21 protein-coding genes and 1 pseudogene are annotated in these 25,079 nt (G+C 56.7%); 3 read left to right on the top strand and 19 right to left on the bottom strand.

Annotated elements, in window-relative coordinates; genetic code table 11:
- The 4 genes and pseudogenes from B3Y70_RS05930 to B3Y70_RS05945 all read right to left on the bottom strand — a co-directional run.
- Nucleotides 1-545: pseudogene (locus B3Y70_RS05930) on the bottom strand (lipopolysaccharide biosynthesis protein); the annotation flags it as partial.
- Nucleotides 546-584: 39 nt separating this feature from the next.
- Entirely contained in the window at nt 585-1,187 is a 603-nt protein-coding gene (locus B3Y70_RS05935; RefSeq protein ID WP_286896740.1) for an XrtA/PEP-CTERM system exopolysaccharide export protein, read from the bottom strand.
- Nucleotides 1,188-1,292: 105 nt separating this feature from the next.
- On the bottom strand, nt 1,293-2,705 hold the full coding sequence (locus B3Y70_RS05940; RefSeq protein WP_286896737.1) for a TIGR03013 family XrtA/PEP-CTERM system glycosyltransferase: 1,413 nt from the start codon (nt 2,703-2,705) through the stop codon (nt 1,293-1,295).
- Nucleotides 2,706-2,888: 183 nt separating this feature from the next.
- On the bottom strand, nt 2,889-3,602 hold the full coding sequence (locus tag B3Y70_RS05945; RefSeq protein ID WP_288589399.1) for a PEP-CTERM sorting domain-containing protein: 714 nt from the start codon (nt 3,600-3,602) through the stop codon (nt 2,889-2,891).
- A gap of 437 nt (nt 3,603-4,039) precedes the next feature.
- On the opposite strand from B3Y70_RS05945, the gene B3Y70_RS05950 reads away from it, so the two are divergent.
- Complete coding sequence (locus tag B3Y70_RS05950; protein WP_286893287.1) at nt 4,040-4,630, top strand: DVUA0089 family protein; 591 nt, start codon at nt 4,040-4,042, stop codon at nt 4,628-4,630.
- Between the two features lie 59 nt (nt 4,631-4,689).
- On the opposite strand, the gene prpD is transcribed toward B3Y70_RS05950, so the two are convergent.
- From prpD to B3Y70_RS06000, 10 genes are all read right to left on the bottom strand, one after another.
- Nucleotides 4,690-6,171, bottom strand: a complete 1,482-nt coding sequence (prpD, locus tag B3Y70_RS05955; protein ID WP_288589400.1) for a 2-methylcitrate dehydratase — start codon at nt 6,169-6,171, stop codon at nt 4,690-4,692.
- Between the two features lie 33 nt (nt 6,172-6,204).
- Nucleotides 6,205-7,383: a 2-methylaconitate cis-trans isomerase PrpF gene (gene prpF / locus B3Y70_RS05960; RefSeq protein ID WP_286893283.1), complete on the bottom strand. Its 1,179-nt coding sequence runs from the start codon at nt 7,381-7,383 to the stop codon at nt 6,205-6,207.
- A gap of 73 nt (nt 7,384-7,456) precedes the next feature.
- On the bottom strand, nt 7,457-10,081 hold the full coding sequence (gene acnD / locus B3Y70_RS05965; protein WP_023010043.1) for a Fe/S-dependent 2-methylisocitrate dehydratase AcnD: 2,625 nt from the start codon (nt 10,079-10,081) through the stop codon (nt 7,457-7,459).
- 8 nt (nt 10,082-10,089) lie between these two features.
- Nucleotides 10,090-11,223, bottom strand: coding sequence for a bifunctional 2-methylcitrate synthase/citrate synthase (gene prpC, locus B3Y70_RS05970; RefSeq protein ID WP_014421292.1), 1,134 nt, complete (start codon nt 11,221-11,223; stop codon nt 10,090-10,092).
- A 47-nt stretch (nt 11,224-11,270) separates the two neighbouring features.
- Entirely contained in the window at nt 11,271-12,158 is an 888-nt protein-coding gene (gene prpB / locus B3Y70_RS05975) for a methylisocitrate lyase (protein ID WP_288589402.1), read from the bottom strand.
- Nucleotides 12,159-12,175: 17 nt separating this feature from the next.
- The gene (locus B3Y70_RS05980) at nt 12,176-12,856 is read right to left on the bottom strand and encodes a GntR family transcriptional regulator (RefSeq protein ID WP_022991114.1); all 681 of its coding nucleotides are present in this window, start codon (nt 12,854-12,856) and stop codon (nt 12,176-12,178) included.
- Between the two features lie 92 nt (nt 12,857-12,948).
- The gene (gene mdoH, locus B3Y70_RS05985; protein ID WP_286893272.1) at nt 12,949-15,054 is read right to left on the bottom strand and encodes a glucans biosynthesis glucosyltransferase MdoH; all 2,106 of its coding nucleotides are present in this window, start codon (nt 15,052-15,054) and stop codon (nt 12,949-12,951) included.
- On the bottom strand, nt 15,047-15,304 hold the full coding sequence (locus tag B3Y70_RS05990; protein WP_022991112.1) for a hypothetical protein: 258 nt from the start codon (nt 15,302-15,304) through the stop codon (nt 15,047-15,049). The genes mdoH and B3Y70_RS05990 overlap by 8 nt, the downstream gene beginning before the upstream one ends.
- 14 nt (nt 15,305-15,318) lie before the next feature.
- Nucleotides 15,319-16,857, bottom strand: coding sequence for a glucan biosynthesis protein G (locus B3Y70_RS05995; protein ID WP_286893270.1), 1,539 nt, complete (start codon nt 16,855-16,857; stop codon nt 15,319-15,321).
- Between the two features lie 120 nt (nt 16,858-16,977).
- Nucleotides 16,978-18,183, bottom strand: coding sequence for a ShlB/FhaC/HecB family hemolysin secretion/activation protein (locus B3Y70_RS06000; protein ID WP_286893268.1), 1,206 nt, complete (start codon nt 18,181-18,183; stop codon nt 16,978-16,980).
- 319 nt (nt 18,184-18,502) lie between these two features.
- On the opposite strand from B3Y70_RS06000, the gene galU reads away from it, so the two are divergent.
- Nucleotides 18,503-19,339: a UTP--glucose-1-phosphate uridylyltransferase GalU gene (gene galU / locus B3Y70_RS06005; protein ID WP_011785155.1), complete on the top strand. Its 837-nt coding sequence runs from the start codon at nt 18,503-18,505 to the stop codon at nt 19,337-19,339.
- 16 nt (nt 19,340-19,355) lie between these two features.
- On the opposite strand, the gene B3Y70_RS06010 is transcribed toward galU, so the two are convergent.
- Nucleotides 19,356-19,772, bottom strand: coding sequence for a helix-turn-helix domain-containing protein (locus B3Y70_RS06010; protein WP_023010035.1), 417 nt, complete (start codon nt 19,770-19,772; stop codon nt 19,356-19,358).
- A gap of 118 nt (nt 19,773-19,890) precedes the next feature.
- Between B3Y70_RS06010 and B3Y70_RS06015 the strand changes: the two genes are divergently transcribed.
- Entirely contained in the window at nt 19,891-20,757 is an 867-nt protein-coding gene (locus tag B3Y70_RS06015) for a RibD family protein (protein ID WP_011785157.1), read from the top strand.
- On the opposite strand, the gene B3Y70_RS06020 is transcribed toward B3Y70_RS06015, so the two are convergent.
- From B3Y70_RS06020 to B3Y70_RS06035, 4 genes are read right to left on the bottom strand one after another with little or no spacing between them, the layout of a single operon-like run.
- The gene (locus B3Y70_RS06020) at nt 20,758-21,729 is read right to left on the bottom strand and encodes a lysylphosphatidylglycerol synthase transmembrane domain-containing protein (RefSeq protein ID WP_286893261.1); all 972 of its coding nucleotides are present in this window, start codon (nt 21,727-21,729) and stop codon (nt 20,758-20,760) included.
- Complete coding sequence (locus B3Y70_RS06025) at nt 21,711-23,630, bottom strand: glycosyltransferase family 4 protein (protein ID WP_286893260.1); 1,920 nt, start codon at nt 23,628-23,630, stop codon at nt 21,711-21,713. Before B3Y70_RS06025 ends, B3Y70_RS06020 begins: the two co-directional genes overlap by 19 nt.
- Nucleotides 23,617-24,015 (bottom strand): 6-pyruvoyl trahydropterin synthase family protein, encoded by a 399-nt coding sequence (locus tag B3Y70_RS06030; RefSeq protein WP_286893259.1) that lies wholly within the window; start codon nt 24,013-24,015, stop codon nt 23,617-23,619. Before B3Y70_RS06030 ends, B3Y70_RS06025 begins: the two co-directional genes overlap by 14 nt.
- 13 nt (nt 24,016-24,028) lie before the next feature.
- Nucleotides 24,029-25,009, bottom strand: coding sequence for a zinc-dependent alcohol dehydrogenase (locus B3Y70_RS06035; protein ID WP_206769659.1), 981 nt, complete (start codon nt 25,007-25,009; stop codon nt 24,029-24,031).
- Nucleotides 25,010-25,079 lie beyond the last annotated feature (70 nt).

The following is a 25,079-nucleotide window of genomic DNA, read 5'->3' on the forward strand; positions in this document are numbered from 1 at the left end:
TGCTGCTCGTAGCTTTTGACCTGTTTGTCGATGAAATCGTAGGCGTTGCGGCTTTCGGCCCGCTTACGGTCTTTGGTTTCTTCTATAAAGACCTGCCCCAGTTTCTGGGCAACGCGAAATGCTTCCATCTGGGAAGTGGACGAGAAGCCAATACTGAAATAACTGTCGCCCCGGGGCCTGACCGACAAACCCGAGCGAATGTTAGCAATCCGGTACTCAAGTGCCGCCGGGTCAGAGGGCGCATCCGAATAGATTTCAGAGTCCAGGGCCACTTTCTCGATCAAGCTCCGGCTCATCAGCAATTCCTTTGCGGCGGAGGTACGATCGTTAATCTCCGTGGCCACGGCGCGCCCTTCCATCAAAGGCGCAATGATGTTGCGGTCGTCTACGAAGATGATGGTCTCAGACTGATACTTATAGGGCCATACAAAGCCTGCTCCAAGCACAGCAAAACTGACAATCACAAACGCAAGAAACGCGAGGCCCTTCCGGCCCCGGACCTCGCGAATGATCTCCTGCGGTAACTGGGATAACGGTAATGCCATAACCTAACCCGCCTTCAGACCTTTTAGCTCTACAACCACTCAGAAACTGCGCTCTGGAATGGTAAGAATGTCACCCGGCCGCATGCCGTAGTTGGTTTCAACCCGGCCTTTGTTCAGGATGTCGTCCAGTTTTACGGGAATGGCAACCACCTCGCCCTCAAGCTTCCGATACAGCATGGCGTTGTTCAGCGCGGCAAACTCGTTCGCACCACCGGCATTCAGGAAGATATCCAGAACCGTCATGCCGCTCTGGTGAGGCACTGAAATGGGCTGACGAACCGCACCCGTTACCCGCACCCGGTCTGTGAATTCGTGGCTGCCCATAGACGTCACCACCACGCTCACTTGTGGTTCGCGAATGTACTCGGTCAGGGAGGCACGAATGGAGCTGGCCAACTCTTCGGGCGTGCGGCCACTGGCCTGCACGTCGCCTACCAGCGGTACGGAGATCTTGCCGTCAGGCCGAACCGGAACGGAGATGCTGAGATCCTCGTTGCGCCACACAGAAACCCGGACGACATCGGTTGCGCCCAGTATGTACTGGTCCACGCTGTCCCGGCTATCAACGGCCAAAGCGCGCTGGATCTGTTCTGAAGAGGAAGCGGAAGGGCCGGCACAACCCGTTGCCAAAGCTACCGCCATGAGGGACACAATAAGCCCTTGGATGAGATACTTCCGTGACATCTTTATTCCTCTCTTTGAGGTCCGTGCTGTATTCCATGTTCCGGGAACAGCTGACTCCCGAAACTACCTTGATCCTTTTTTGAACAATACCACTTCTACTGTCTGAATTATAATCAACAGATCAAGAAGTAAACTCTGATTCTTGATGTAGTAGAGGTCGTAGCGCAGCTTTTCCCGGGTGTCCTCTTCGTTGTCCGCGTAGGCGAAACACAATTGGGCCCAACCGGTCAGCCCGGGTTTTACCCGATGCCTTTCTGCATAAAACGGAATTTTTTCAGACAGCTGCTCCACAAACACCGGCCGTTCCGGCCTCGGGCCAACAAAGGCCATGGTGCCATTCAGTACATTAAAGATCTGTGGCAGCTCATCAATCCGAACCTTACGGATAAACTCGCCAACGCGTGTCACCCGGGTATCGTTCTTCTGGGCCCAAACCGCGCCGTTCTTCTCTGCGTCGGTAATCATGGAGCGAAACTTGTGCACCTTGAACACCTGGTTGTTCAGGCCTACCCGTTCCTGGCTGTAAATCACCGGAGCTTTCAGACCGTCTTCCAGTTTGATGGCGATGGCGGTGAGAATCATGATGGGGAAAGTGGCCAGCAAAAGTGTACCGGAGGACAGAATATCGAGCGCCCGCTTACCAACCCCATAAACCGAAGAAACAGTGAACCCGTCAGAGAACACCAGCCAACCACGAGTAATCATCTCCAGGGCAACTTTGCGGGATTCACGCTCGTAGAAATTGGCACCGTCGATGATGTGCACACCTTCCATTTTGCATTCCAGAAGGTCTTCCATTGGCAGGCCCCGACGGCGGTCATCCACCGCAACCACAATTTCCCTCACCGGGTGTCGAAGTACGTAGTCGTGCAGTGATGTTGGCAGGTTGATGAGGTACTGCTCATCCACCTCCACCGTGTCATCCGGCATGGGGATGAATCCATCCAAGTTGAACCCTTTACGATTAAACGGCGTGGTCAAATCCTCGAACATCTGCTTTGCGCGACGCCCAGCGCCGAGCACGAGAACACGGCGTTTGAAGCGATCTTTTCCAACCACCGCAAAGAAAAAAACCCGGGCAATACCAAGAGAAAAAATAGCTAATACGGTTGCCGACGTTAATAGTCCGAAATTACCCAGGTACCATAGCCAATCATTGGCAACAAAGTAGGCAACCCCGTGTAAAGGAATAGCAAACGTCATGGCCATGATAGTGCGCAGCATCATCCCTGACATTCCCTCTTCTACACGGGCCTGATGAACACCGAGCGCAATCATGACCGTTAGGTTGAGAATGCCGAACACAACGGCCGAAGGAATAACAAAGACAATATTGTCGAAATAGAAAGTTACTTCACCGAAATATCGAAAGAATGCGGCTAATGCGAAAGACAGAGCCACCACAGCCAGATCGATAAGGCCGAGAATGACAAAGGGCAGATGGATATAATGTCTGAACAACCTGACGTGGGCCACGTCAACTCCTTTTGATGTTCACAATAAAACAAGACGCATCCGGTGCGCTTACTGCCAACTTGTGAACACAGAGTTTACTGCAAAATTTTGTTACCGTAAAAACATCTACACACAAAAACTTACAAACTGCCTAAGAGTACTCAGCACGACTTAAAAAGTCGCACTGAGCATTAACCCTTTGCTTTACTTAGCGCGACGGCTACGCGCAAGCCCAAGGCCAACCAATCCAAGACCGAACAAAGCCAGAGTACCGGGTTCTGGTACAGTGCCAACTGTCACGTTGTCCAAGCCATAACCATCGTTTACATCGTTGGCGTAGATAGTTACATCACCCAACCCCTCAGAATCGTAGATCGTCAGATAGTAGATCTCGCCGCTACCCAGAGATGCTCCGAAAATATCTGCGAAATTGAATTCAACACCACCAATTGAGAATCGACCGCCGGCATCATTAGGGTCTGTCATATAAAACCCCATTGCCGTATAGCCAGCAGCAGGAGAAATCGTCATCTCCTGGGCATCCATGCTGTCTAACCAGTTGTCAGCAGATACGTCGAAACGACCAGAGAATGGACTGTTTGCGGTATCGAGCACAGCGAGGCCGGCTGCACAGGAATAGCTGCCACTATCACACTCACCACCAGAACCGGCAGCATTCATAGTGAATGACCCAACGCCCGCAACGGAGTTAATTGTCAAGGACTGGTCGCCCACCGTATAGCCTGCATCGAAGGTCTCGGTCAGGTAGCCCGCATGCAGGGTGCCAAGAAACGCAGTTTCTGCGGCCTGGGCTGACGCAAGGCCTTCTCCACTGATATTCAGAATAGGTGCTGCATTAATCGTTGCTGCGCCACTGACCAGCATTCCTGTTGCCAGTGTTAGTGCTAATTTGTTCATTTTGGTATCGCTCCATGCTTGGTGTTTGCAGGAACAGTAAAAGCACTTTCTATGCCATAAACTTTTCTGCTTTATATTCAAAGAGCTAGCGATAAAGCGAGATGGGGCATGTAAAACAATTCGACATCGTCAAGCGAGTAATCTGTTTCAACGGGAAACCGGCGTTAAATTAGCTGACAACTTCCTCAGGACTCGACGTCATCGATCTTCCATAAAAAAGTCCGAGGGGGGGGGCGTTAGTCTGGCCTCAATAAAATCAAGAACACCTGCTTGTCATATTTTTTTACACTCGAAAATCTGAGAATCACCACCCAAAACCCCAACCTTTTGTTATTTATGATTTATTTTTAAAACGGCATATGAATTGCTAATGGCCGTGCGCTCAAAACAGGGCAATAAAATACATACTTTCAAGGAGATGAAAGACAGTGAAAGCCATGAAATATCTCGCAGCCAGTTGCTTACTGGCCGCAAGTGCGACGAGCCAGGCAGCCCTTATCAACTTTACCGGTGAAATCGAATATCACAACGACGTTGTCTACACGTATTTCACGCTGAATCAGGACACAAACAACGTAAGAGTCTGGACAGATTCTTTTCAGAGCGGCGACAACTTTGATCCTATCACCGCCCTTTGGAGTGGCGATGGTAATCTGATTGCACAGAATGATGACGATGCTTCCATCAACCCTGATACCCAGACCTATTATGACTCAGGTTTCAACCTGTCGTTCCTCGAAGCCGGTAATTACATATTCACGGTAGCAACCTACAACAACTTTGCGGCCGGCAATTCACTGAGCGATGGTTTCAACTTTGACGGACAAAACCCGATCCCGCTCGCAGATTGGGACCAACCTGCCAACGACGTGAACATGGGGCCAAACTGGAGCGTCTGGCTGGACGGTGCGGATTCCGCTTCTAACCCTGGTGCAGACGACCCGGTTGCCGTACCTGAGCCAGGCACTCTGGCCCTGATTGCAACAGGTCTTCTTGGCCTAGGTTTGCGGCGCAGAAAGCAGGCGTAATAACGGGGTTATGTAACAACGATTAAAAGCCAGGCCTTGTGCCTGGCTTTTAATCCACCTCAGGTCAAATACGACACAAACTCGTGCACCGGCATCACCTCAAGCCGCCCCAGACTCCCACAACTGTCCATAATGGCGTCGCATTGCCGGGCAGGAAAGCGTGTTTGAAGATTGGCCCGGAATTTCTCCACCAGCAGCGGCATACCTTCCTTGCGCCGGCGTCGGTGCCCTATCGGGTATTCCACCGCAACCTTGTCGGTACTGGAGCCATCCTTGAAGAAAACCTGTATCGCATTGGCGATTGATCGTTTATCGGCCTCGAGGTATTCGCGGGTATATCGTTCATCCTCGATGACCTGCATTTTTTCTCTCAGGCGGTCGATTTCTGGATGGGCCTGGTGAAAGCTGTCTTCGTAATGCTCTGCCGTCAGGTTGCCAAAGATCAGTGGCACCGCCGTCATGTACTGCAGGCAGTGATCCCGGTCTGCGGGATTGGCGAGTTTGCCCTGTTTGGAAATGATGCGAATAGCCGACTCGTGGGTAGTGATCTCTACGCGATCAATGTCGTCCAGTCGGCCCTTCACTTGCGGGTGCAGTGATACCGCTGCCTCGGCGGCGGTCTGGGCATGAAACTCTGCCGGAAACGAGATCTTGAACAGGATGTTTTCCATCACGTAGGAGCCGAAAGGCTGTGGTAATGCGAAGCTACGTGATGATTCAGGTTTCAGGGCCTGATCTCGATTGGTCTTGCTGAACAGGACGTCGTAGAAGCCCCATTGTGGCGCCGTCAGCACGCCGGGAATGCCCATCTCCCCTCGCATGGCAATATCTGCCAGGCGAACACCCCGGGAGGTGGCATCGCCTGCCGCCCAGGATTTACGGGAACCGGCGTTGGGCGCGTGGCGATAGGTGCGCAGGGCCTGGCCATCGACCCAGGCATGAGACAGCGCCGAGAGCATCTGTTCCCGGTTGGCGCCCATCAGTTTGGCACTGACGGCGGTCGACGCCACCTTCACCAACACAACATGATCCAACCCTACCCGGTTAAACGAGTTCTCAAGGGCAAGTACACCCTGAATTTCATGGGCCAGAATCATGGCCTCAAGAACGGCCTTCATGGCCAGTGGCGCCTGGCCATCGGCAACGCGCTTCTGAGAGATGTGATCGGCAACTGCAAGAATAGCGCCGAGATTATCGGAGGGGTGGCCCCATTCGGCCGCCAGCCAGGTATCGTTGTAATCCAGCCAGCGGACGATACAGCCAATGTCCCAGGCGGCTTTCACCGGGTCCAGGCGGTATGGAGTGCCAGGCACCCGGGCGCCGTGGGGAACGATCGTGCCTTCCACCAGCGGGCCCAGGTGTTTGGTGCATTCCGGAAAACGCAACGCCAGCAAACCGCAGCCCAGGGTGTCCATCAGGCAATAACGGGCGGTTTCCCAGGCTTCTTCGCTTTCTATGCGGTAATCAAGGGCATAGTCGGCGATTTGTTGCAGTACGTCGTCGTAGTCCGGGCGTTCGTTGAGATCGTAAGTGGCAGACATATTACGGCCCTCCTGTCCCAACTATAGGAGCCATCAGAAGCTGTCGCCAGGTACCCTCACCCAACCTTCCATGATAATCCGCGCACTGCGGCTCATGATCGCCTTGGTGGCAGTCCACTGACCATTTACTTCCTTCGCTTCCGCCCCCACCCGAAGGGTTCCGGACGGATGCCCGAAAGTCACATGGGTACGGTCTCCGCCGCCAGCTGCCAGATTAACCAGCGTACCGGGAATAGCAGAGGCCGTTGCAATAGCCACCGCAGCCGTACCCATCATGGCGTGGTGCAGCTTGCCCATGGACAGCGCCCGAACCAGTACATCGATATCGGCCGCATTGATCTGTTTACCGCTGGATGACACGTAATCCGAAGGTTTGGCCACAAACGCCACTTTCGGGGTGTGCTGGCGACTGGCAGCTTCCGCGATATCCGAGATCAACCCCATTTTCACCGCGCCATGGGCGCGAATGGTTTCGAACATGGCCAGCGCCTTGGGGTCGCTGTTGATATCGTTCTGCAGCTCGGTGCCCTTGTAGCCAACGTCTTCGGCATTGATGAAAATGGTCGGGATACCGGCATTGATCATGGTCGCTTTCAGAGTGCCGACACCCGGCACTTCCAGTTCATCCACCAGATTACCCGTGGGGAACATGGCCCCTTCGCCATCGGCCGGGTCCATAAACTCGATCTGCACTTCCGCCGCCGGGAAGGTTACGCCATCCAGTTCAAAATCACCGGTCTCCTGCACTTCACCGTTGGTGATAGGCACGTGGGCCACGATGGTTTTGCGGATGTTGGCCTGCCATATACGAACGGTACAGATGCCGTTTTCGGGAATACGCTCTTTGGCGACAAAGCCGCCGTTAATGGCGAATGCGCCTACGGCGGCGGTGAGATTGCCGCAGTTACCACTCCAGTCGACAAAGGGTTTATCGATGGACACCTGGCCAAACAGATAATCGACGTCGTGGTCCGGTTGCGTGGGCGCTGCCAGGATTACCGATTTACTGGTGCTGGAGGTGGCATTACCCAGGCCGTCGATCTGCTTTTCGTAGGGATCGGGGCTACCAATTACACGCAGCAAAAGCTTGTCTCGCGCTTCACCGGGTACCTGGCAGGCTTCGGGCAGATCCTGCAGGCGGAAGAAGACGCCTTTACTGGTACCGCCACGCATGTAGGTGGCAGGAATACGAACTTGGGGAGCAAAACTCATTGAGCGAGCCTCACTTGAATGAATGTTTCAGGCGGGAGCCAGGAACAACTCCCGCCTGACCTTGCCATGGCGATCAGGCTGCGCTTTCAGACGCCAGGAAATCCTGGGCAAAGCGCTGCAGTACGCCACCGGCAGAGTACACGGTGACTTCTTCCGCGGTATCCAGACGACAGATCACCGGCACCCGGTCCACTTCACCACTCTTGCGGTGAATGACCAGTTCCAGCTTGGCGCCGGGGGCGGGCTTGCCTTCCACGTCGTAGGTCTCGGTACCATCCAGCTGAAGCGTGTGGCGCGTGGTGCCTTCTTCGAACTGCAGCGGCATCACACCCATACCGATCAGGTTGGTGCGGTGAATCCGCTCGAAGCCTTCGGCGACGATGGTCTCTACACCTGCAAGGGCAACACCCTTGGCCGCCCAGTCACGGGAAGAACCCTGCCCGTAGTCTGCACCGGCAATGATGATCAGCGGCTGCTTGCGTTCCATGTAGGTTTCAATGGCTTCCCACATGCGCATGGTCTTGCCTTCCGGCTCCACACGGGCCAGGGAACCCTGTACCACTTCCCCGTTTTCGTCCCGGACCATTTCGTTGAACAGTTTCGGGTTGGCCAGGGTCGCTCGCTGGGCAGTCAGGTGGTCACCACGGTGGGTGGCGTAGGAGTTGAAGTCTTCCTCCGGCAGGCCCATCTTGTGCAGGTACTCACCGGCAGCCGAGTCCATCATGATGGCGTTGGATGGCGACAGGTGGTCTGTGGTGATGTTGTCCGGCAGGATCGCCAGCGGGCGCATACCCTTGAGCGCGCGCTCGGCGGCCATGGTGCCTTCCCAGTATGGCGGCCGACGGATGTAGGTGGACTGCGGGCGCCACTCGTACAACGGGCTCTTGGCCTGCTCGGCTTCATCCAGGTTGAACATCGGGATGTACACCTGCTTGAACTGCTCCGGCTTCACGTATTCGCCGACAATGCGGTCGATTTCTTCATCAGACGGCCACAGGTCTTTCAGCGTGACCGGGTTGCCATCCTTGTCGTAGCCCAGGGCGTCCTGTTCAATATCGAACCGAACGGTACCGGCGATGGCGTAGGCGACAACCAGCGGAGGTGACGCCAGGAAGGCCTGTTTCGCGTACGGATGAATCCGGCCATCGAAGTTCCGGTTACCGGAGAGAACCGCGGTGGAATACAGATCCCGATCAATGATCTCCTGCTGAATTTTCGGGTCCAGGGCGCCAGACATGCCGTTACAGGTGGTGCAGGCATAGGCCACGATACCGAAACCCAGTTTCTCCAGTTCTGGTAACAAACCGGCTTCTTCCAGGTACAGGCGGGCCACTTTGGATCCCGGTGCAAAGGAAGATTTTACCCAGGGTTTGCGAACCAGCCCCAGCTCGTTGGCTTTCTTGGCCAGCAGGCCAGCCGCCACCACGTTGCGGGGGTTGGAGGTGTTGGTGCAGGAGGTAATGGCAGCGATGATGACCGCGCCATCCGGCATCAGGCCCTTCTTCTCTTCTTCCAGTGCCTTATCCAGATTCACGGCAATGCCGCGATCGTGCAGATCGGACGTGGCGACACGGCGGTGCGGGTTGGACGGGCCGGCCACGTTACGGACCACGGTAGACAGATCAAACTCCAGCACGCGCTCGTACTGAGCCCCGGTCATCTCGCTGGCCCACAGGCCGGTTTCTTTGGCGTACTTCTCAACCAGGTCTACCTGCTCTGGCTCACGGCCGGTCAGCTTCAGGTAGTCGACGGTCTGCTCGTCGATGTAGAACATCGCGGCCGTAGCGCCGTATTCCGGCGTCATGTTGGAAATGGTGGCGCGGTCGCCAATAGTCAGACTGGACGCACCTTCGCCGAAGAATTCCAGGTAGGCGCCGACGACACGCTCCTTACGCAGGAACTCGGTAATCGCCAGAACAATATCGGTGGCGGTAATGCCGGGCTGGCGCTTGCCAGTCAGCTTCACACCCACGATATCGGGCAGACGCATCATGGACGGGCGGCCCAGCATCACAGTTTCCGCTTCCAGACCACCAACGCCAACGGCGATAACACCCAACGCATCAATGTGCGGCGTATGGCTGTCGGTGCCCACACAGGTATCCGGGAAGGCAATCGGGTGACCGTCTTCGTCCGGGCGATTCTGAATCACCGGCGACATCTTCTCCAGATTGATCTGGTGCATGATGCCGTTACCGGCCGGAATCACGTCCACATTCTTGAATGCGGTGCGGGTCCAGTTGATGAAGTGAAAACGATCTTCGTTACGGCGGTCTTCGATGGCGCGGTTCTTCTCGAAGGCATCCGGGTCAAAACCCGGGGCTTCAACGGCCAGGGAATGGTCAACAATCAGCTGGGTCTGAACCACCGGGTTGACCTTGGAGGGATCACCGCCCTTCTCGGCGATGGCATCACGCAGGCCGGCCAGGTCCACCAGGGCGGTCTGGCCCAGGATGTCATGGCAAACCACCCGCGCCGGGTACCAGGGGAAATCCAGGTCGCGGCGACGCTCAATCAGCTGCTTGAGGGAATCCGTCAGGGACTCCGCATCGCAACGGCGCACCAGCTGCTCCGCCAGAATCTTGGAGGTATAAGGCAGCTTGGCATAGGCGCCCGGCTGGATGTCTTCTACCGCCTGGCGGGTATCGTAGTATTTCAGTTCCGTGCCCGGCAGGGCTTTACGGTATTGGGTATTCATAGTCTCTCTCAGCTCCGCTTGTCGATGGGCAACCAGTCCTGATGTTCAGGGCCTGTGTACTCAGCGCTCGGGCGGATAATTCGGTTGTTGGCGCGTTGCTCTTTCACGTGGGCGGTCCAGCCGGATACCCGGGACATCACGAAGATGGGCGTGAACAACTCGGTCGGAATGCCCATGAAGTGATAGGCCGAGGCGTGGAAGAAGTCGGCGTTACAGAACAGCTTCTTCTCGCGCCACATGACTTCTTCACAGCGAACGGAAACCGGGTACAGCACGGTATCGCCCACTTCCTTGGCCAGCTTTTCAGACCACTTTTTGATAATGGCATTGCGCGGGTCGGATTCGCTGTAGATGGCGTGTCCGAAGCCCATGATTTTTTCTTTGCGTTCCAGCATGCCCATCAGGCCGGCTTCGGCCTCTTCCGGGGTCTTGAACTTCTGAATCAGTTCCATCGCCGCTTCGTTGGCGCCGCCGTGCAGCGGGCCGCGCAGGGAGCCGATAGCACCGGTCACGCAGCTGTGGATGTCAGACAACGTGGAGGCGCATACACGTGCCGTGAAGGTGGAGGCGTTGAACTCGTGCTCCGCGTACAGAATCAGGGAGACGTTCATCACCCGCTCATGCAGCTCGCTGGGCTTCTTGCCATGCAGGAGCTCCAGGAACACGCCACCAATGGAATCGCATTCGGTATTGGCGGTATCGATGCGAATGCCTTCGTGGGCAAAGCGGTACCAGTAGGTGATGATGGCCGGGAACACCGCCAGCATGCGGTCGATCTTGTCGTCCTGCTCGCTGAAATCCTGTTCGGTTTCCAGGTTACCGAGCATGGAGCAACCGGTACGCATCACATCCATCGGATGCGCGTCCTTGGGGATCTGCTCCAGCACCAGCTTCAGCGCTTCCGGCAGGTTACGCAGGCTCTTGAGCTTGGTTTTGTAGGCATCCAGCTCGGCCTGGTTCGGCAGTTTGCCTCGCAGCAGAAGGTAAGCCACTTCTTCGAACTGGGCGTTATCCGCCAGATCGGTAATATCGTATCCGCGGTAGGTCAGGCCGGTACCGGTTTTGCCAACGGTGCACAGGGCGGTTTCACCAGCTACCTGGCCACGCAGGCCAGCGCCACCGAGTTTCTTTGCTTCAGCCATGTTGGTCTCCCAGATTTTCTGTTTATATTTTGTTCAGTTTAACGCAATCAGTCTTTTTTCTGAGCGAACAGCTGGTCCAGCTTCTGCTCGAAATCGTGGTAGTTGAGGAAATCGTACAGCTCCATACGGGTCTGCATCAGGTCAACAACGTCTTTCTGGTCACCTTTTTCCAGAATATTCTGGTATACCGTCAACGCTGCCTTGTTCATGGCGCGGAAGGCGCTCAGCGGGTACAGCACCATCGCCGCGCCGGCATCCGCCAGTTCTTTCCGGTTGTACAGCGGCGTGGCGCCAAATTCGGTGATGTTGGCCAGAATCGGTGCGTCGATCGCCTCGGCAAAGGCTTTGTAATCACTCAGTTCGTGCACGGCTTCCGCAAAAATGCCATTGGCACCGGCTTCGATACAGGCCTTGGCACGATCGATGGCCGCGTCCAGACCTTCTTTCTGGAACGCATCGGTACGGGCCATGATGAAGAAGTCTTTGTCTTCACGAGCGTCAGCTGCGGCTTTAATGCGGTCTACCATTTCCTCTTTGGAAACGATTTCCTTGTTCGGGCGGTGGCCGCAGCGCTTCTGGGCGACCTGGTCTTCAATGTGCACGGCAGCGGCGCCGGCACGCTCCATCTCCCGAATGGTACGGGCAATGTTAAACGCCCCACCCCAGCCAGTATCGATATCGACCAGCAGCGGAACATCAACCGCGGCGGTAATCCGGCGCACGTCTTCCACCACGTCATTCATGGTGGTCATGCCCAGGTCCGGCAAACCATAGGAGGCGTTCGCTACACCACCACCAGACAGATAAATGGCCTGGTGCCCTACCCGCTCGGCCATCATGGCCGCGTAGGCGTTGATGGTACCAACAATCTGCAGTGGCTGGTTTTCTTTCAGGGCTTTACGAAAACGGGCGCCCGGGGAGAGTTTGTTAGCCATGGGTTTTTCCTCTCTTATCAGATGGTGAGAACGCCTTCTTCGATTTTCTTCTCGATGTTCTGGCGTGCTGCATTAATGTGTCGTTTCATCAGGAATTCGGCGAGTTCGCCATCGCGCTGGGCAATGGCCTCGACGATACGGCGGTGTTCACCCAGCGCCAGATGGGGGCGCCCGGCCGAGGTGCTTAACCGGTAACGGTACATCCGCACCATGTAGTAAAGATCACCCAGAAGCATCTGGGCCAGTTTGGTATTGCGACTGCCGGTGGCAATCCGGTGGTGGAAGTCGTAGTCACCCTCGGCCTGGTAGTAGGCCTGGCCCTGAGCTTCCTCAATCATTTTTTCGTGACTATCGAGCGTGGCCAGGAGATCACGGATTTCTTCATCGGGCATGCGTTCGGCCGCCTGACGGGCTGCCAGCCCCTCCATGACTTCGCGAATTCGGTACAACTCAAGAAGCTCTGCGGCACTAACGGACACCACCTTCACACCGGCGTGAGGGCGCCTGACCAGTAATCCACGGGATTCAAGGCGACCCAACGCTTCGCGCAGCGGGCCTCGGGTAAGGTTAAAGCGGGAACAGAGCTCGACTTCGCCGATTTTTTCGCCCGGCGCCAGATCGCCCTTCACAATCGCCGTTTGCAGACAATCAAAGGCCTCATCGGCGCGGGTTTGGGTTTGCAACTGTGCCTGAATCATGTTTTGTTAACAATCCAGAAGTTATTTAGCGTGAAACTACGCCTGCATTCTCTGATTGTCAACAATTGTGAGTTAGGCTTAAGTATGATTGTTTACAGATCCTGCAAACCTTGCGCGTGCAGTACGAGATTGCGAACACGTCGCCCCCAGAATGTGTTCGGGGGCGCACTCCAGGCTCGCCGATGCAGGGCTGTCAGTGCCTGCGGGTCTTCCAGCAAAAGCGAAAGCCGGCCCTTGTCGATTCCCCGGTAGCCTCGGCTGACACAGACGTCCAGCTCACCCTCAATGACTTCTTTCTTCAGGCCCTTGGCGCCACGCCCGGCAAGGTGGCGGTGCAGCCGATTGACCGCAGGGATCAGTACCGCCTGCTCAACCGGCGTGAGAGCAACCTCACTCTCTGCTTCCTCTCGAAAGCCCCTTGCATCATCAAGCAACGGCATACGGGTTCGCTCCTCAGGTGTTAACAATAAGCCCCTGCAACTCAGGGACTCACCGCTGCTTGACCGGCTCAGCCAAACCGTTGTTGGCGCTGCCAGTGCCAGAGGGACAGACACGGGTAATGACCATAAAAAGAACATCGGGTCCAGGGTCCAGGCAAAGGCCGACCAGGCACTACCGATGATAAGTCCGGGCAGATGTCGCACAGCAGCCTCCCGCCAACCGGTCTCCTCGGTACGATTCTGGCCAGCCCAACTCAGCCGAACGTTTAACAGGGCCGAAACGACGGAATGACTGTGGGCAAGCATTCGGATGGGGGCAAGCAACACTGAGACGACGATTTCGAGCAACACGCTGGACAACAACCTGAAAAAGCCGCCAAATCCACTCAGAGCCCGATGGACGACGACGTCAACAATGGCCAGAAACTTCGGCAAAAACAACAGCGCCATGGTGCTGACGACCAGGGTGATGGCCCATGTCGGCCGCCATTCTGGCCATAAAGGAAAGGGGCTCTCACGCCCGTCCGGAAAATAATCGATAGGCGCGATGGTCAGTTGCACAGCAGCAATCGTTGTCAGTACCAGGAACAACAACCATAACGGTGACGATGCGTACGCCATGATGCCATTCAAAAAGGCAAAACGATGTGCCAGGCGCAATCGAGGCGAGAATAGCATCAGCGCTGCGTGCTGCAGGTTTCCTTTCGACCAGCGCTGATCTCGGGCAAGTTCGTCATCAAGCGTGGGCGGAGATTCTTCATAACTGGCCCCCAAAGCCGGTTCCAGCCAGACTTCATACCCTGCTCTACCCAGAAACGCCGCTTCTACGAAATCATGGCTCATGATTGGCCCTTGCCAGATACCAGCGCCTTTGAGCTTTGGCAATCCACAATGCGCCATAAATGGAGCAACGCGTATCACAGCGTTGTGGCCCCAGAATGCAGCATCCCCCATCTGGATGGCAGCCAGGCCCGTGGCGAAAAGCGGCGAGTAAAGCCGATTGGCAAACTGTTGGATACGAGCAAACGCGGAGCGAGCGTTAATAATGGTAGGAGCAGTCTGAAGGATCCCAACCTGGGGCTCCCGGTTCATCACCTGCACCATGGTCCGAATAGTGTCACCTGCGAGGAGGCTATCGGCGTCCAGAACGACCATATACTGATACTGACTTCCCCAACGCCTCAAGAAATCAGCCACGTTGCCGCTTTTGTAGTTGAGATTAACCCGACGCCGGCGATAGAAGAGCCGACCGTGAGCGCCGAGCTCTTCCACCAGTTTCAACCAGACCTGCTGTTCTTGCAGCCAGACATCAGGATCCTGACTGTCTGAGAGAATATAAAAATCAAAATCATCCAGGCGGCCTGATCGCGCCAGATCGAGGTAAATGGCTTTCAGCCCCTTCAGCGTCCAGCTTACCGGCTCGTGATACAAAGGCATGACAATCGCGGTTTTTGACAGCGGCGTTGCCGCCAGCTCATTCGGCGTATGGCGCTTCAGTAACGATGCCCGATCTCCGCCCAGCAAGCGCAGCAAGAAGCCGTATACCGCGATCCAGAAGCCAAAGGCAATCCAAAGGTAAAGTACCGCGAAAACAGCAACAATCAGCCACTCCACCACGTTGCCGCCGTGATAAGGCAGCACCTGGAGCAGAAACCAGGATGCCAGCCCCGTCTGGCCAGCCACAAACGCAGTCAGCACCAGGCGTCGGATCGTCGCCTGCAGGTGCCAGGGGCGGGACACAGTCGCTGACTCAGTCATCGGTGAAATACCCGATACTGCTGCGGCGAATCGGCGGTGCTACCGGCGGAAGACTTGGCTCATCCAACTCAAAGTAGTCAGGAATGCGGGCCAAAAGGTCCTCAAACCGAACGCTGTGTTCGTTTCCGGCAACGCCGTCCGCGAGTAAGGCCAGTGCGCCATTGAACGTTTTACGGTCGTTACTGGCGCCACTCAATTCAAGGTACACCAACAGCTTTCCCAGCAACTGGTAAGAGGTTTGCGCGTCCATACGATCCTCCAGGATCAGGGTTCTGCCCGCAGGCCTGTCCCCGGCGGCAAAGAGTAGCTCCACGTCTCCGTGGCGACCTCATCATCCACCATCAGAAAACCCCGCAGCTGAAGTATTTGATCCTGCGCGGGCTTGGCCAGGATCGACAATCGCCAATGATTCTCTGGCGCTACCCACTCCACAAAGTGTTCAAGCACCTCAACACCCTCGCCCCCGGTCACTTTGCTGACTACGGGAGACTCCGCGTTGAGATCCGACAAGGGACCGCCGGCAAAATCCACCAGAATCCGATAGGCACCGGCCTGATCACCGCCGCCTATACGATCCCCTGCGCCGACGAAGGTGTTTACCACCTTGCCGCCGGGATGTGGCGCCACGCCGGGACCGCCGAACTGAATCGAGTAGTTCAGATCCCGTGACGTGCCTGCGGACACTTCACCTCCCGGACTCCAGAAAGCGACTATGTTGTCATTGGTTTCGTCGTCGGTAGGAATCTCCACCAGAACCACATTTCCTTTCCCCCAGTCCCCCTCGGCGCTCACCCAGGCGCTGGGCCTGCGCTCATATCGGGCCTCCAGATCTTCGTAGTGACGAAACTCCCGATCACGCTGAATCAGACCAAAGCCGCCAACACGACGGACACTATGGAAACTTGCGGCAAGTCGATCCGGGTTCATCAGGGGGCGCCATAGCCATTCGCCGGTAGCATCATCATGGATTAACAATCCGTCTGAATCGTGCACCTGGGGGCGCCACTCACCAAGCGGCCTGGGAGTATGTTCCCCGTAATAGAACATCGAAGTGAGTGGTGCGAGCCCCAGCAACTCGATGTCTTCCCGCATAAACAGGCGGGCTTTCACATCTACCCGGGTCTGCTCCCCGGGGTAGACCGTGAACTCATAGGCCCCGGTCAGGCTTGGGCCATCCAACAATGCGTAGACACGAACATGATCGCTGTCAGGAGCGGGGCGCTCCAACCAGAACTCCGTGAAATCAGGAAACTCCTCACCGGTCGGCAAACCCGTGTCTACAGCGATACCCCGCGCAGACAGCCCGAAAGAGGTTTCCTTACTGACGCCGCGAAAATAGCTTGCGCCCGCGAACACCAGGAACTGATTGGCTACGTCGGGACCATCAAAAGGGAACGTCAACTTGAGCCCGGCGTACCCGAGATCGGCCGGCACCCGTTTTCTGAGCGCCTCGTCGTCGACATTGAACAGACTCTTATCGAACGACAGTGGATGGACGCCCTCGCTGTCCACTACGTGGATGCTTACTGGACGGGTGTAAAATTTACCAGCGGGAATGAGCATTACCTGGAAACGGGAATTCCCTTCTCGCCAGAGGCTTTTTGAAGGATCAAAGCGGATAGACTGGTATTCGTCGTAGCTCAGGCCTGCCATGAAGTCGGGAATTCCAGGGACCGGCTCGTACGCCGCACTCGCCTTCGATTTCGCTTTTTCCACAACATCCTGAAACTGGAACGCCTGGGCATAAAGGGGAACAAACAAGAACAATCCCAGAACCACCAGACCTACTTTCCCTGCGTGCATCGTTTCCTTCCTCGGTTCACGGTTTGTCCATTCAATGTAGCACCGCGCCCGAGGGCTGCTACAAGTGACAAGTTCGTAAGCGAATCGAAATCAAATGAAACGACGTGAGACAGAGCAGCTTCAGATCTGCAAGCTCATGGTAAAGCGGACATCCGGTTGATCAGGTACGGTTATGGCATCTGTGGTTGTGTTCAGCACCCGCCCCAGGCTGACATCGGCGCTGAATTGCCGCGCAGATAGCCCCCATGAAACCTCTCCCGAAGTAACATGTCCTGCCTGATGCTGCTGGAATGATTCATCAGGAATCCAGCCGCGCAGGACAGAAAGACGAACACTCGACGAAAACCGGGGAAAGAACGGAACGTCGAATTCCGGGCTACGGCTACCCAGGCGCAGCCACCCACCTTCGGCTACGCTAAGTGACTGGCCGTTGAAACCCGCCACCAGCCCTGACCCGGCGACCCTCAGGTGCTGAGAACCCGGAATATCGGCAGACGCCAACTGGTATTCCCCGTCCAGCCCCCATTGCCAGGCCAGTAACTCTCGGTCAAGCGATGCACTGAGAACCATGCGCCCAAACTGCTCTTCACGCCGTCCCTGTTCCGAATCGGTTGCACGCTCTATCTCGGCCTCAATACCCGTGACCGCACGAATTCCGCTGCTCAGGTCGAAACCACCGTACAGATTGTGATGTCCGTTAGCCTCGAACCCCAGGGTCGATAACTGGTAACTGGAACGATGCACTTCATCCGTTCTTCGGGTCCAGTACTGGTTTACGGAAGAGTATCCGGCACGGCCGAGGAACTGATAGCCGAACGTAGAGAACAGGGCCCGCCTGCCGGTGATAATCAGATCCCGGGTGCGCCCTTCTTTCTGAAAACGGGAACCGTCTGCCCTGGACACCTCTTCATATGCGGTATTCCGGAGTTCAATATCCAGATGGTTACGCCCTACCGGAAGGCCATAACTGAAGCCGAGTACTCGGCGCTCGTTGCCCACCCGATAGGTCTTGGCGTCACTGTAGCGGACGCCGGCACGATGATTCGCCCAGAAAAGACCATTCAGGCCCACGTTCAGCGCCCCATCCCGATGATCGGTGTCCCGGTTGGTGCGCCCGGAAAACTTCATCTTGGAGCGCAGCCAGTGTTCACGGGTCAGCTTCAGACTGTTCTCGGGAAGCAACGCCTGCCGGCTGGTTTCCGGGGTATCACCATCGAGCGCCGTCTCTGAACCGTAGGCTGGCAGACACCAGCTCGCTGTCGCGCACAAAAACAGTGCAGACAATGAGAAGTGACGAACAGGCAGTTTGAAGATCAATGGCGGCACTCTGGAAAACCCGAAGCAATGTCAATTTCATGTAAACCCATTAATTCGGTGCAACTTTAAAAGATAGGCCGCTCTCAGGCCACCATTATCATCATAAATTTACAAATTTAATGTTACGTAAAATCATGTAGTTAAAAGCGGGAGTGAAACAATTTTCTAGGCATTTCAGTCACCCCGGACAGATCGGAACCAGTCGACAGAATTACCAGAAATCAACACTCGGAAATGAAACCCTCCAACTCAGCATACAACTTGGTTACACTTGGCACGCTTTGTGGGTAAACAAAGCGGTAAACCACCTGATTAAGGACGAACAATCATGATCAAAAAGTGCCTCTTCCCGGTTGCCGGATACGGCACCCGTTTCCTTCCGGCCACCAAGGCCATGCCCAAGGAAATTCTGCCGATCGTTAACAAGCCACTGGTGCAGTACGGGGTGGAGGAAGCCGCAGATGCCGGCATTCATGAATTCGGCTTTGTCACCGGCCGCGGCAAACGCGCCATCGAAGATCATTTTGATATCAGTTACGAGCTCGAGCACCAGATTGCCGGTACCGGCAAGGAAGGCCTGCTTACCTCTATCCGGGATCTGATCAACAACAATTCTTTTGCCTTCACCCGTCAGAATGAAATGAAGGGACTGGGCCACGCCATCCTGACTGGCCGCAACCTGGTGGGCGACAACCCGTTCGCGGTTGTGCTCGCGGATGACTTCTGCGTGGGCCCGGAAGATGGTGACGGCGTTCTGACCCAGATGGTCAAACTGTATAACCAGTTCCGCTGTTCCATTGTGGCCATCGAAGAAGTACCGGAAGACGAAACCCACAAGTACGGTGTGATTGCGGGTGAATCCATGAAGGATGGCCTTTACCGTATTACCGACATGGTGGAGAAACCAGCACCGGAAGACGCGCCCAGCAACCTGGCGATTATCGGCCGCTACATTCTGACCCCGGACATTTTCGACATTATCGAGCGTACGCCGCCGGGTAAGAATGGTGAGGTTCAGATTACCGATGCCCTGCTGGAGCAGGCGAAGAATGGTTGCGTGCTGGCCTACCAGTTTAAAGGTCAGCGTTTTGACTGCGGCAGCATTGACGGTTTCGTGGAGGCCACCAACTTCGTTTACGAGAACATCTACAAGAAGGGAAAATAGAGGCGACCTGGGCCCTTTAGCGCCCCAATAGCTGCAACACCATGCGCCGGTTATCTGCACTTGCCTTGCGGAACCGGCGCAGCAGCTCGATTTCGTCATCACTGAGCTGGATTCGATTGATCTCCTGCTCAAGCTCTTTCAGCGCCACTGACAGATCATCACTGTTGCTGAACGCCAGCCCCGGCAGTTCCAGTTGCCCATCCTCACCGTCATCGTCCATATCCAGCAGACGTTCCAGCGGTGTTTCGGTTTTCAGGCAAAAATCCAACAATTCACTAACCCCGGGGTACCCTCTCTGGCGTGCGTCCGTCGCCTCCCAGCTGCGGACACGGGCCTCGTCCACGCCACACATTTCGGCCACATCCCCCAGGGACAACTGGCCCTGCTCCCGAATACGACGCAGACGACGGTTAAAAGATTGCAGGTACCGCATGGCTCCGTGCCCCTGAAAAGTTGGCCGAAAAAGTGAATCAAACCGGAAATGTATCGTACATATAGCTTTGGACACAATCTGCCTATACTGAAACGAACAACGAACGAGCAGGTACCACATGGCAAATGACGCACTGGACACCGATAACGCCTGGGATCTGGTACTCAGCGCGATCAACCGGAGCAATATCACCCTGCCCGTGCCCGGTTCTGATCAACCCGCGGTGAAGATCAACGGCAAAAGCTGGGAACTCGTTCAGCCGGCATCCGAACAGGCGAGAAACCTGTTGTCGTTGTTCCTGCCCCTGTGCCAGCCCGTCACCACTAACAGCCGGGTGATCGGCCAACTTGGCCAGAGCCTGGATGGACGGATCGCCACGGTCACCGGCTGCTCCCGGTTTATCAATGGTGACGACGGCATTACCCACCTGCACCGAATCCGCGCCCTGTGTGACGCCGTGGTGGTCGGCGCTGGAACGGCCAGCACCGACAATCCGCGCCTGACCGTGCGCCGAACCTCTGGCCGCAACCCGGTGCGCGTCGTGATCGACCGCCGGCAGCGGGTGCCTGCCAGCCACCACCTGTTCACCGACGGCGATGCGCCTACGCTGCATCTGATTGCCGGCGATTATCAGCCAGGCCCGAAAACGCTGGATCCGACCGGGGTTACAACAGTGCCTTGCCTGGGCTCCGCAGAAAACGAAGCCCCTGCTTCTCCCGAACGTATCCTGCAGGTGTTACAGGATTTTGGACTTCGCAAGATTTTTATCGAGGGCGGAGGCGTTACCGTCTCGTCCTTCCTGAAGGCGGGATTACTGGACCGCTTACACGTGATGGTTGCCCCCATGATCATCGGCAGCGGCCGGCCAGCGTTCTCCCTGCCGGAGATTGACCAGCTGGATGAGGCGCTTCGCCCAAAAGCCCAGTTGGTGAATCTTGGCAGCGATATGCTTTTTGATCTGGCATTCGACACCGCCAAACCCTGATTACCGGCGGACAAGCAACGCCAGGGCGCCCGGCAAACTCACCAGAAACACCGCCGCACCATAACCAACACTCAGCGCCACGCCCTGCTCTGCCGGCAGCCCCGCCAACGGCCACAGAATAGCCGCTACGCCCTCTCTGACGCCCCAACCAGACACCGTTAACGGGACCACCATGGCCAGTAACAGTAGCGGGCACAGGGCCACGACCAACAGCCAAGGTGTGCCGTCGACAAACAAGCCCATGCCAGTGGCCATCAACATGAACACCGCCATATAGGTCAGGAAAACCAGAACCGAGGTACCAACCTGCACCAGGGCATTCCTCCAACCCAGAAAAGCCCGACGCACATCCCCGCGTAATCGTCGGACATAACGCCTGAACCGGGCCCCGAACCCCGTCATAGAGACCAGCAAAACCCCGAGTACGGCCAACGCGGGCAGAATCAGCCAATAGCCCAGGTTCAGGGATACGCCTGCGTCACCGAACTGGCTATTTAACTGCCCGGTCCACCAAAGCCCGGACACCGCAATCAGTACAACCGGTACCAGCACCAACTGGCCTGACAGGCGCTCCAGCACAACCGCATGGACAATCGCCAGTTGCTGCAAACCCTTCGCCGAACGGCTGTGGCGCCAGGCTCGATTTACGTCCCCCATCACGCCCCCGGGAAGCACCTGATTCAGGAACCCGGCCAGGTAATACTCCCGAAAGGCAAAGCCAAAACCCATGGCTACACCGAGCCGGTTCGCGGTATACCGCCAGCGCCAGGCCGACAGTGCGACCTGAATCAGCGAGACCACCAATACCGCAAGGATGATGGTCGGCGGAACCATCACCAGCCTCTGGGCGAGCTTATCGATATCAACAAAAACCAGGACCGTTCCCAGGAGCAGCAGGGTGACACACCAGCGAAAGACTCCTCGGCCAAAGCCGGGAACCGGCCTCTCCGGGTTCAAACCTGCTTCGGCCATGCCAGCAGGTCCGTATGGCTCACGGTGATGGCGAGGGCGTCGGCATCCAGTTGTTGCCGACGGGTTTCAAGCCAGGTTTGGATGGCGTTCGCCTGTTCCGGCTGCTGTTCCGTGGCCGCCTCAGCCCAGCCCTCAAGCAACATGGCGGCGAGGTTTGCCTGTTCACCCGTCAATACCCAAGGGCTATCTGCCGTCTGGATTTCGTAGCCCTTGCCGGACATTAAACGACTCAAACAGGGCGTGGCGTCCGGGCCGAGCGCGGCACCGCTGCCCTTCTCCCGGTGTTGATGAGCATTGACCAGAGCGCGCAGTTCGTCATCGAAGGGATGAGCAGGTTCCAGAGCAAATAATCCGCTGTAAGTGATGACGACCAACAATGCCGCCTGACGTTTGGCCACCGCTGCAGACAAGGCGCTCAACCAGGGTTCGGAAACCAGGTCGATCAAGGCCGAAGACGTCACCAGGTCCGCGTTTTCGGGCAACGCCGTACTGAGGTTATCTTTCGTCAAGACCATTGTTTCCAGCACAGCCGGTGCATCCAGTTTTTCAACCCGCTGAAGGGCGATCCCGGCCAGGGTTTGGTCCGGCTCAACCAGCGTCCAACGCTGGGGTACCGGTAGTCTCGGGCAAAGGTAGACGGGATTGGAGCCTCGCCCGGTGCCCAGATCCACAAAGTGAAGAGGCGCGCCCGGTTCACTACCTGACGCCCGGCAGTCATATCGTTCGGTAAGCCATTCGGCGAGCCGGGCCGTCAGCCCCGCATCACGGGCCTGGTGATCGGCGGGCTCCCTTGCTTCCAGCCAATCCGCGGCAAATTGAACCGGGTTACGCGGCCTGCCCTTTTCCAGGCCGGAAAGGAAATCTTGCGCGGTTTCAGACCAGCGACGGATCTCGCACCGGGCCTGCATGGCGCCCGCGACCAGTGTCTCAAGGGCGTCCGGTTCGGCAAGCAGCCGGGTCAATTTGGTGGCCAGAGCCGCTACATTGCCCGCTTCATACAACGCAACGCCTGGTTTGGCGCCAGTCGAAACCAGCGCGCCGCCGTTGGAACTCAACACGGGCAGCCCGGCTGCGAGAGCTTCATCGATGACCATGCCATAGCCTTCGTAAAGCGAGGGAAACACAAACAGATCGGCTTGCTGATAAGCCGTCAGCACATCTGCTTCTTCCAACTCGCCAGCAAACTCAACACGGCTTTCCAGACCGGATTCTCGGACCAGGGCACGAACACCCGAGGCATAATCCGTGGCTCGCTCCGCACTGCCAACCAGTGTCAGGCGCCAGTTCAGTTGCGTGAGTTGAGCAAGCGCCTGAATCAGCTGATGCTGCGCTTTTCGGGGTGACAGATGACCCACACACAACAGATGAATCGCCCTGGTGGCATCACGCCGGTTAATCAGGGGCGCTTGCTGAAAAAAAGCGTCGTCGACGGCGGGCAAGGCGGTGGTCACTCGCGCCGGCGTCACTCCGAATGCCAGCAGCCGTTCCGCGGTGTAATAGCTGGTGGTGAATACGGCGCCAACACAGGCCAATGCCGTCGTTTCCGAGTGCTTGAACCAGGCCTGCTCCTGCTCGCTCAGGCCGTTCTCATCCGCCAGCGGGTGATGCACCAGCGCCATCAGGTTCAGGCGCCTCTGGTGTCGCTGTAAAACCTCAGGCAGGCCGCCCATGGCCAGGCCATCCAGCACGACCCGGGTTCCGTCTGGCAAGCCCGCAAGGAACCGATCCAGCGACTGCCGGGCAATGTCATCCGGTTGGGGAAACGTCCCTTCCAGGCCGGTTAACTGTACCGGAATGCCCGCCTTGGCCAACGCCGAAACCAGGCGCCGAACATAACGGTAACCGCCGGTGTTCTGGCCAGGGTCTCCCGGCACCACGAACCAGAGTTCAGATGCCGGCATGGTAGCTGGCCCACGCGGTATGCGACTCGCTGAGGGTCACTTTCAGGCTGACCACGCCCTTGCCATCCTCGCCCAGGCGCCCGACGTGAATGGCCGCCGCCATGCGGTCGAACACCACCTTGGCCATGAACTCCGTGGTGGTGTTTCGTCCCGCAAACTGGGGAATATCATCCAGGTTCTTCATGTTGAATTCCGACAACACGTCCTTGAGCAACACCGAAGCCTGCCCGATGTCGACAATCAGGTCGTTGTTGTCGAGTACGTGGCGCTCGAAAGTAACATCTACCACATAGGTTGCCCCGTGAACGCCCTGGGCAGGCCCGAAAATCTCACCGTTAAAGCTGTGGGCGATCATCATGTGATCACGAACGGTCAGGCTGAACATGGTCTCTCCCTGGTTAGTAAACGATTCGGTGGCAAAGCGCATCGGCGCCCGGCATCAGGATATCTCTGGCGACTTGCGGAAGCTGGTCAAAGCTCGACTCTCCACTGATCAGCGCATCCAGAACCGGCTCTGACAGCAGGGAAAGCGCCAGCTTCAGGCGGCGGCGATGGTTCCAGCGCGGCCTCCGCTCCGGCGATAGCTGCCCCACCTGGCTTGATTTCAGAGTCAGCCGGTTCGGGTGAAACGCGTGGCCCAGCGGCACGGACACAGGCGTGTCGCCATACCAGCTCAATTCAACCACACGGGCATCCGACCCCGCCAGCGCCAAGGCTTTGGCCAATCCCGAGGGGTGCCCTGAGGCATGAAAAACCAGGTCACAGTCCTGGATGTCCGGCTCGGTTGTGAACGGTACGCCAAGTGCTTGAGCCACCGATCTTCGCCCTTCATTGGTATCAACCGCAATCAATTCCACGCCGGGAATGCGATTGACCAGCCAGGCCACCAACAAGCCCACTACGCCCAGGCCGATCACCGCGACTCTGTCACCAATGGCAGGCTGCCCGTCCCAGACGCCGTTGATGGCGGTCTCCATATTGGCTGCCAGCACTGCTCTCTCAGCTGGAACCTGGGCTGGCAAAGGCAGAACTGCGGATGCGGGCACCGCGTATCGCTGCTGGTGAGGGTGGAGGCAAAATACGTTCTGCCCCAGCAGGGCTTCCGGCCCGTCCACAACCTCTCCTACACTGGCATAGCCGTATTTCACCGGGAACGGAAAGTCACCTTCCTGAAACGGTGCCCGCATTCGCTGATATTCGTTTTCAGGAACCTGGTTGTTGTAGACGAGGGATTCCGTCCCCCGGCTGATGCCGGAATAGCGGGAACGAACGATCACATACGGTGTTTCAGAAGCGGGAAATGTCGGCTCGGGCACTGGCCCTAACCTGGCCTCCTGATACCCGGTAATCCAAAAGGCAGTGTTGTTCTCAACGTCCATGAATAGTCCATTTTATGAATGGCCGCGTACGCAAAAGCAGTCTCTCCAAACTATAGTCATAGAATGGGAG

It is taken from the genome of Marinobacter sp. UBA5687, from assembly GCF_002420325.1.
GTDB classification, from domain to species: domain Bacteria; phylum Pseudomonadota; class Gammaproteobacteria; order Pseudomonadales; family Oleiphilaceae; genus Marinobacter; species Marinobacter nauticus.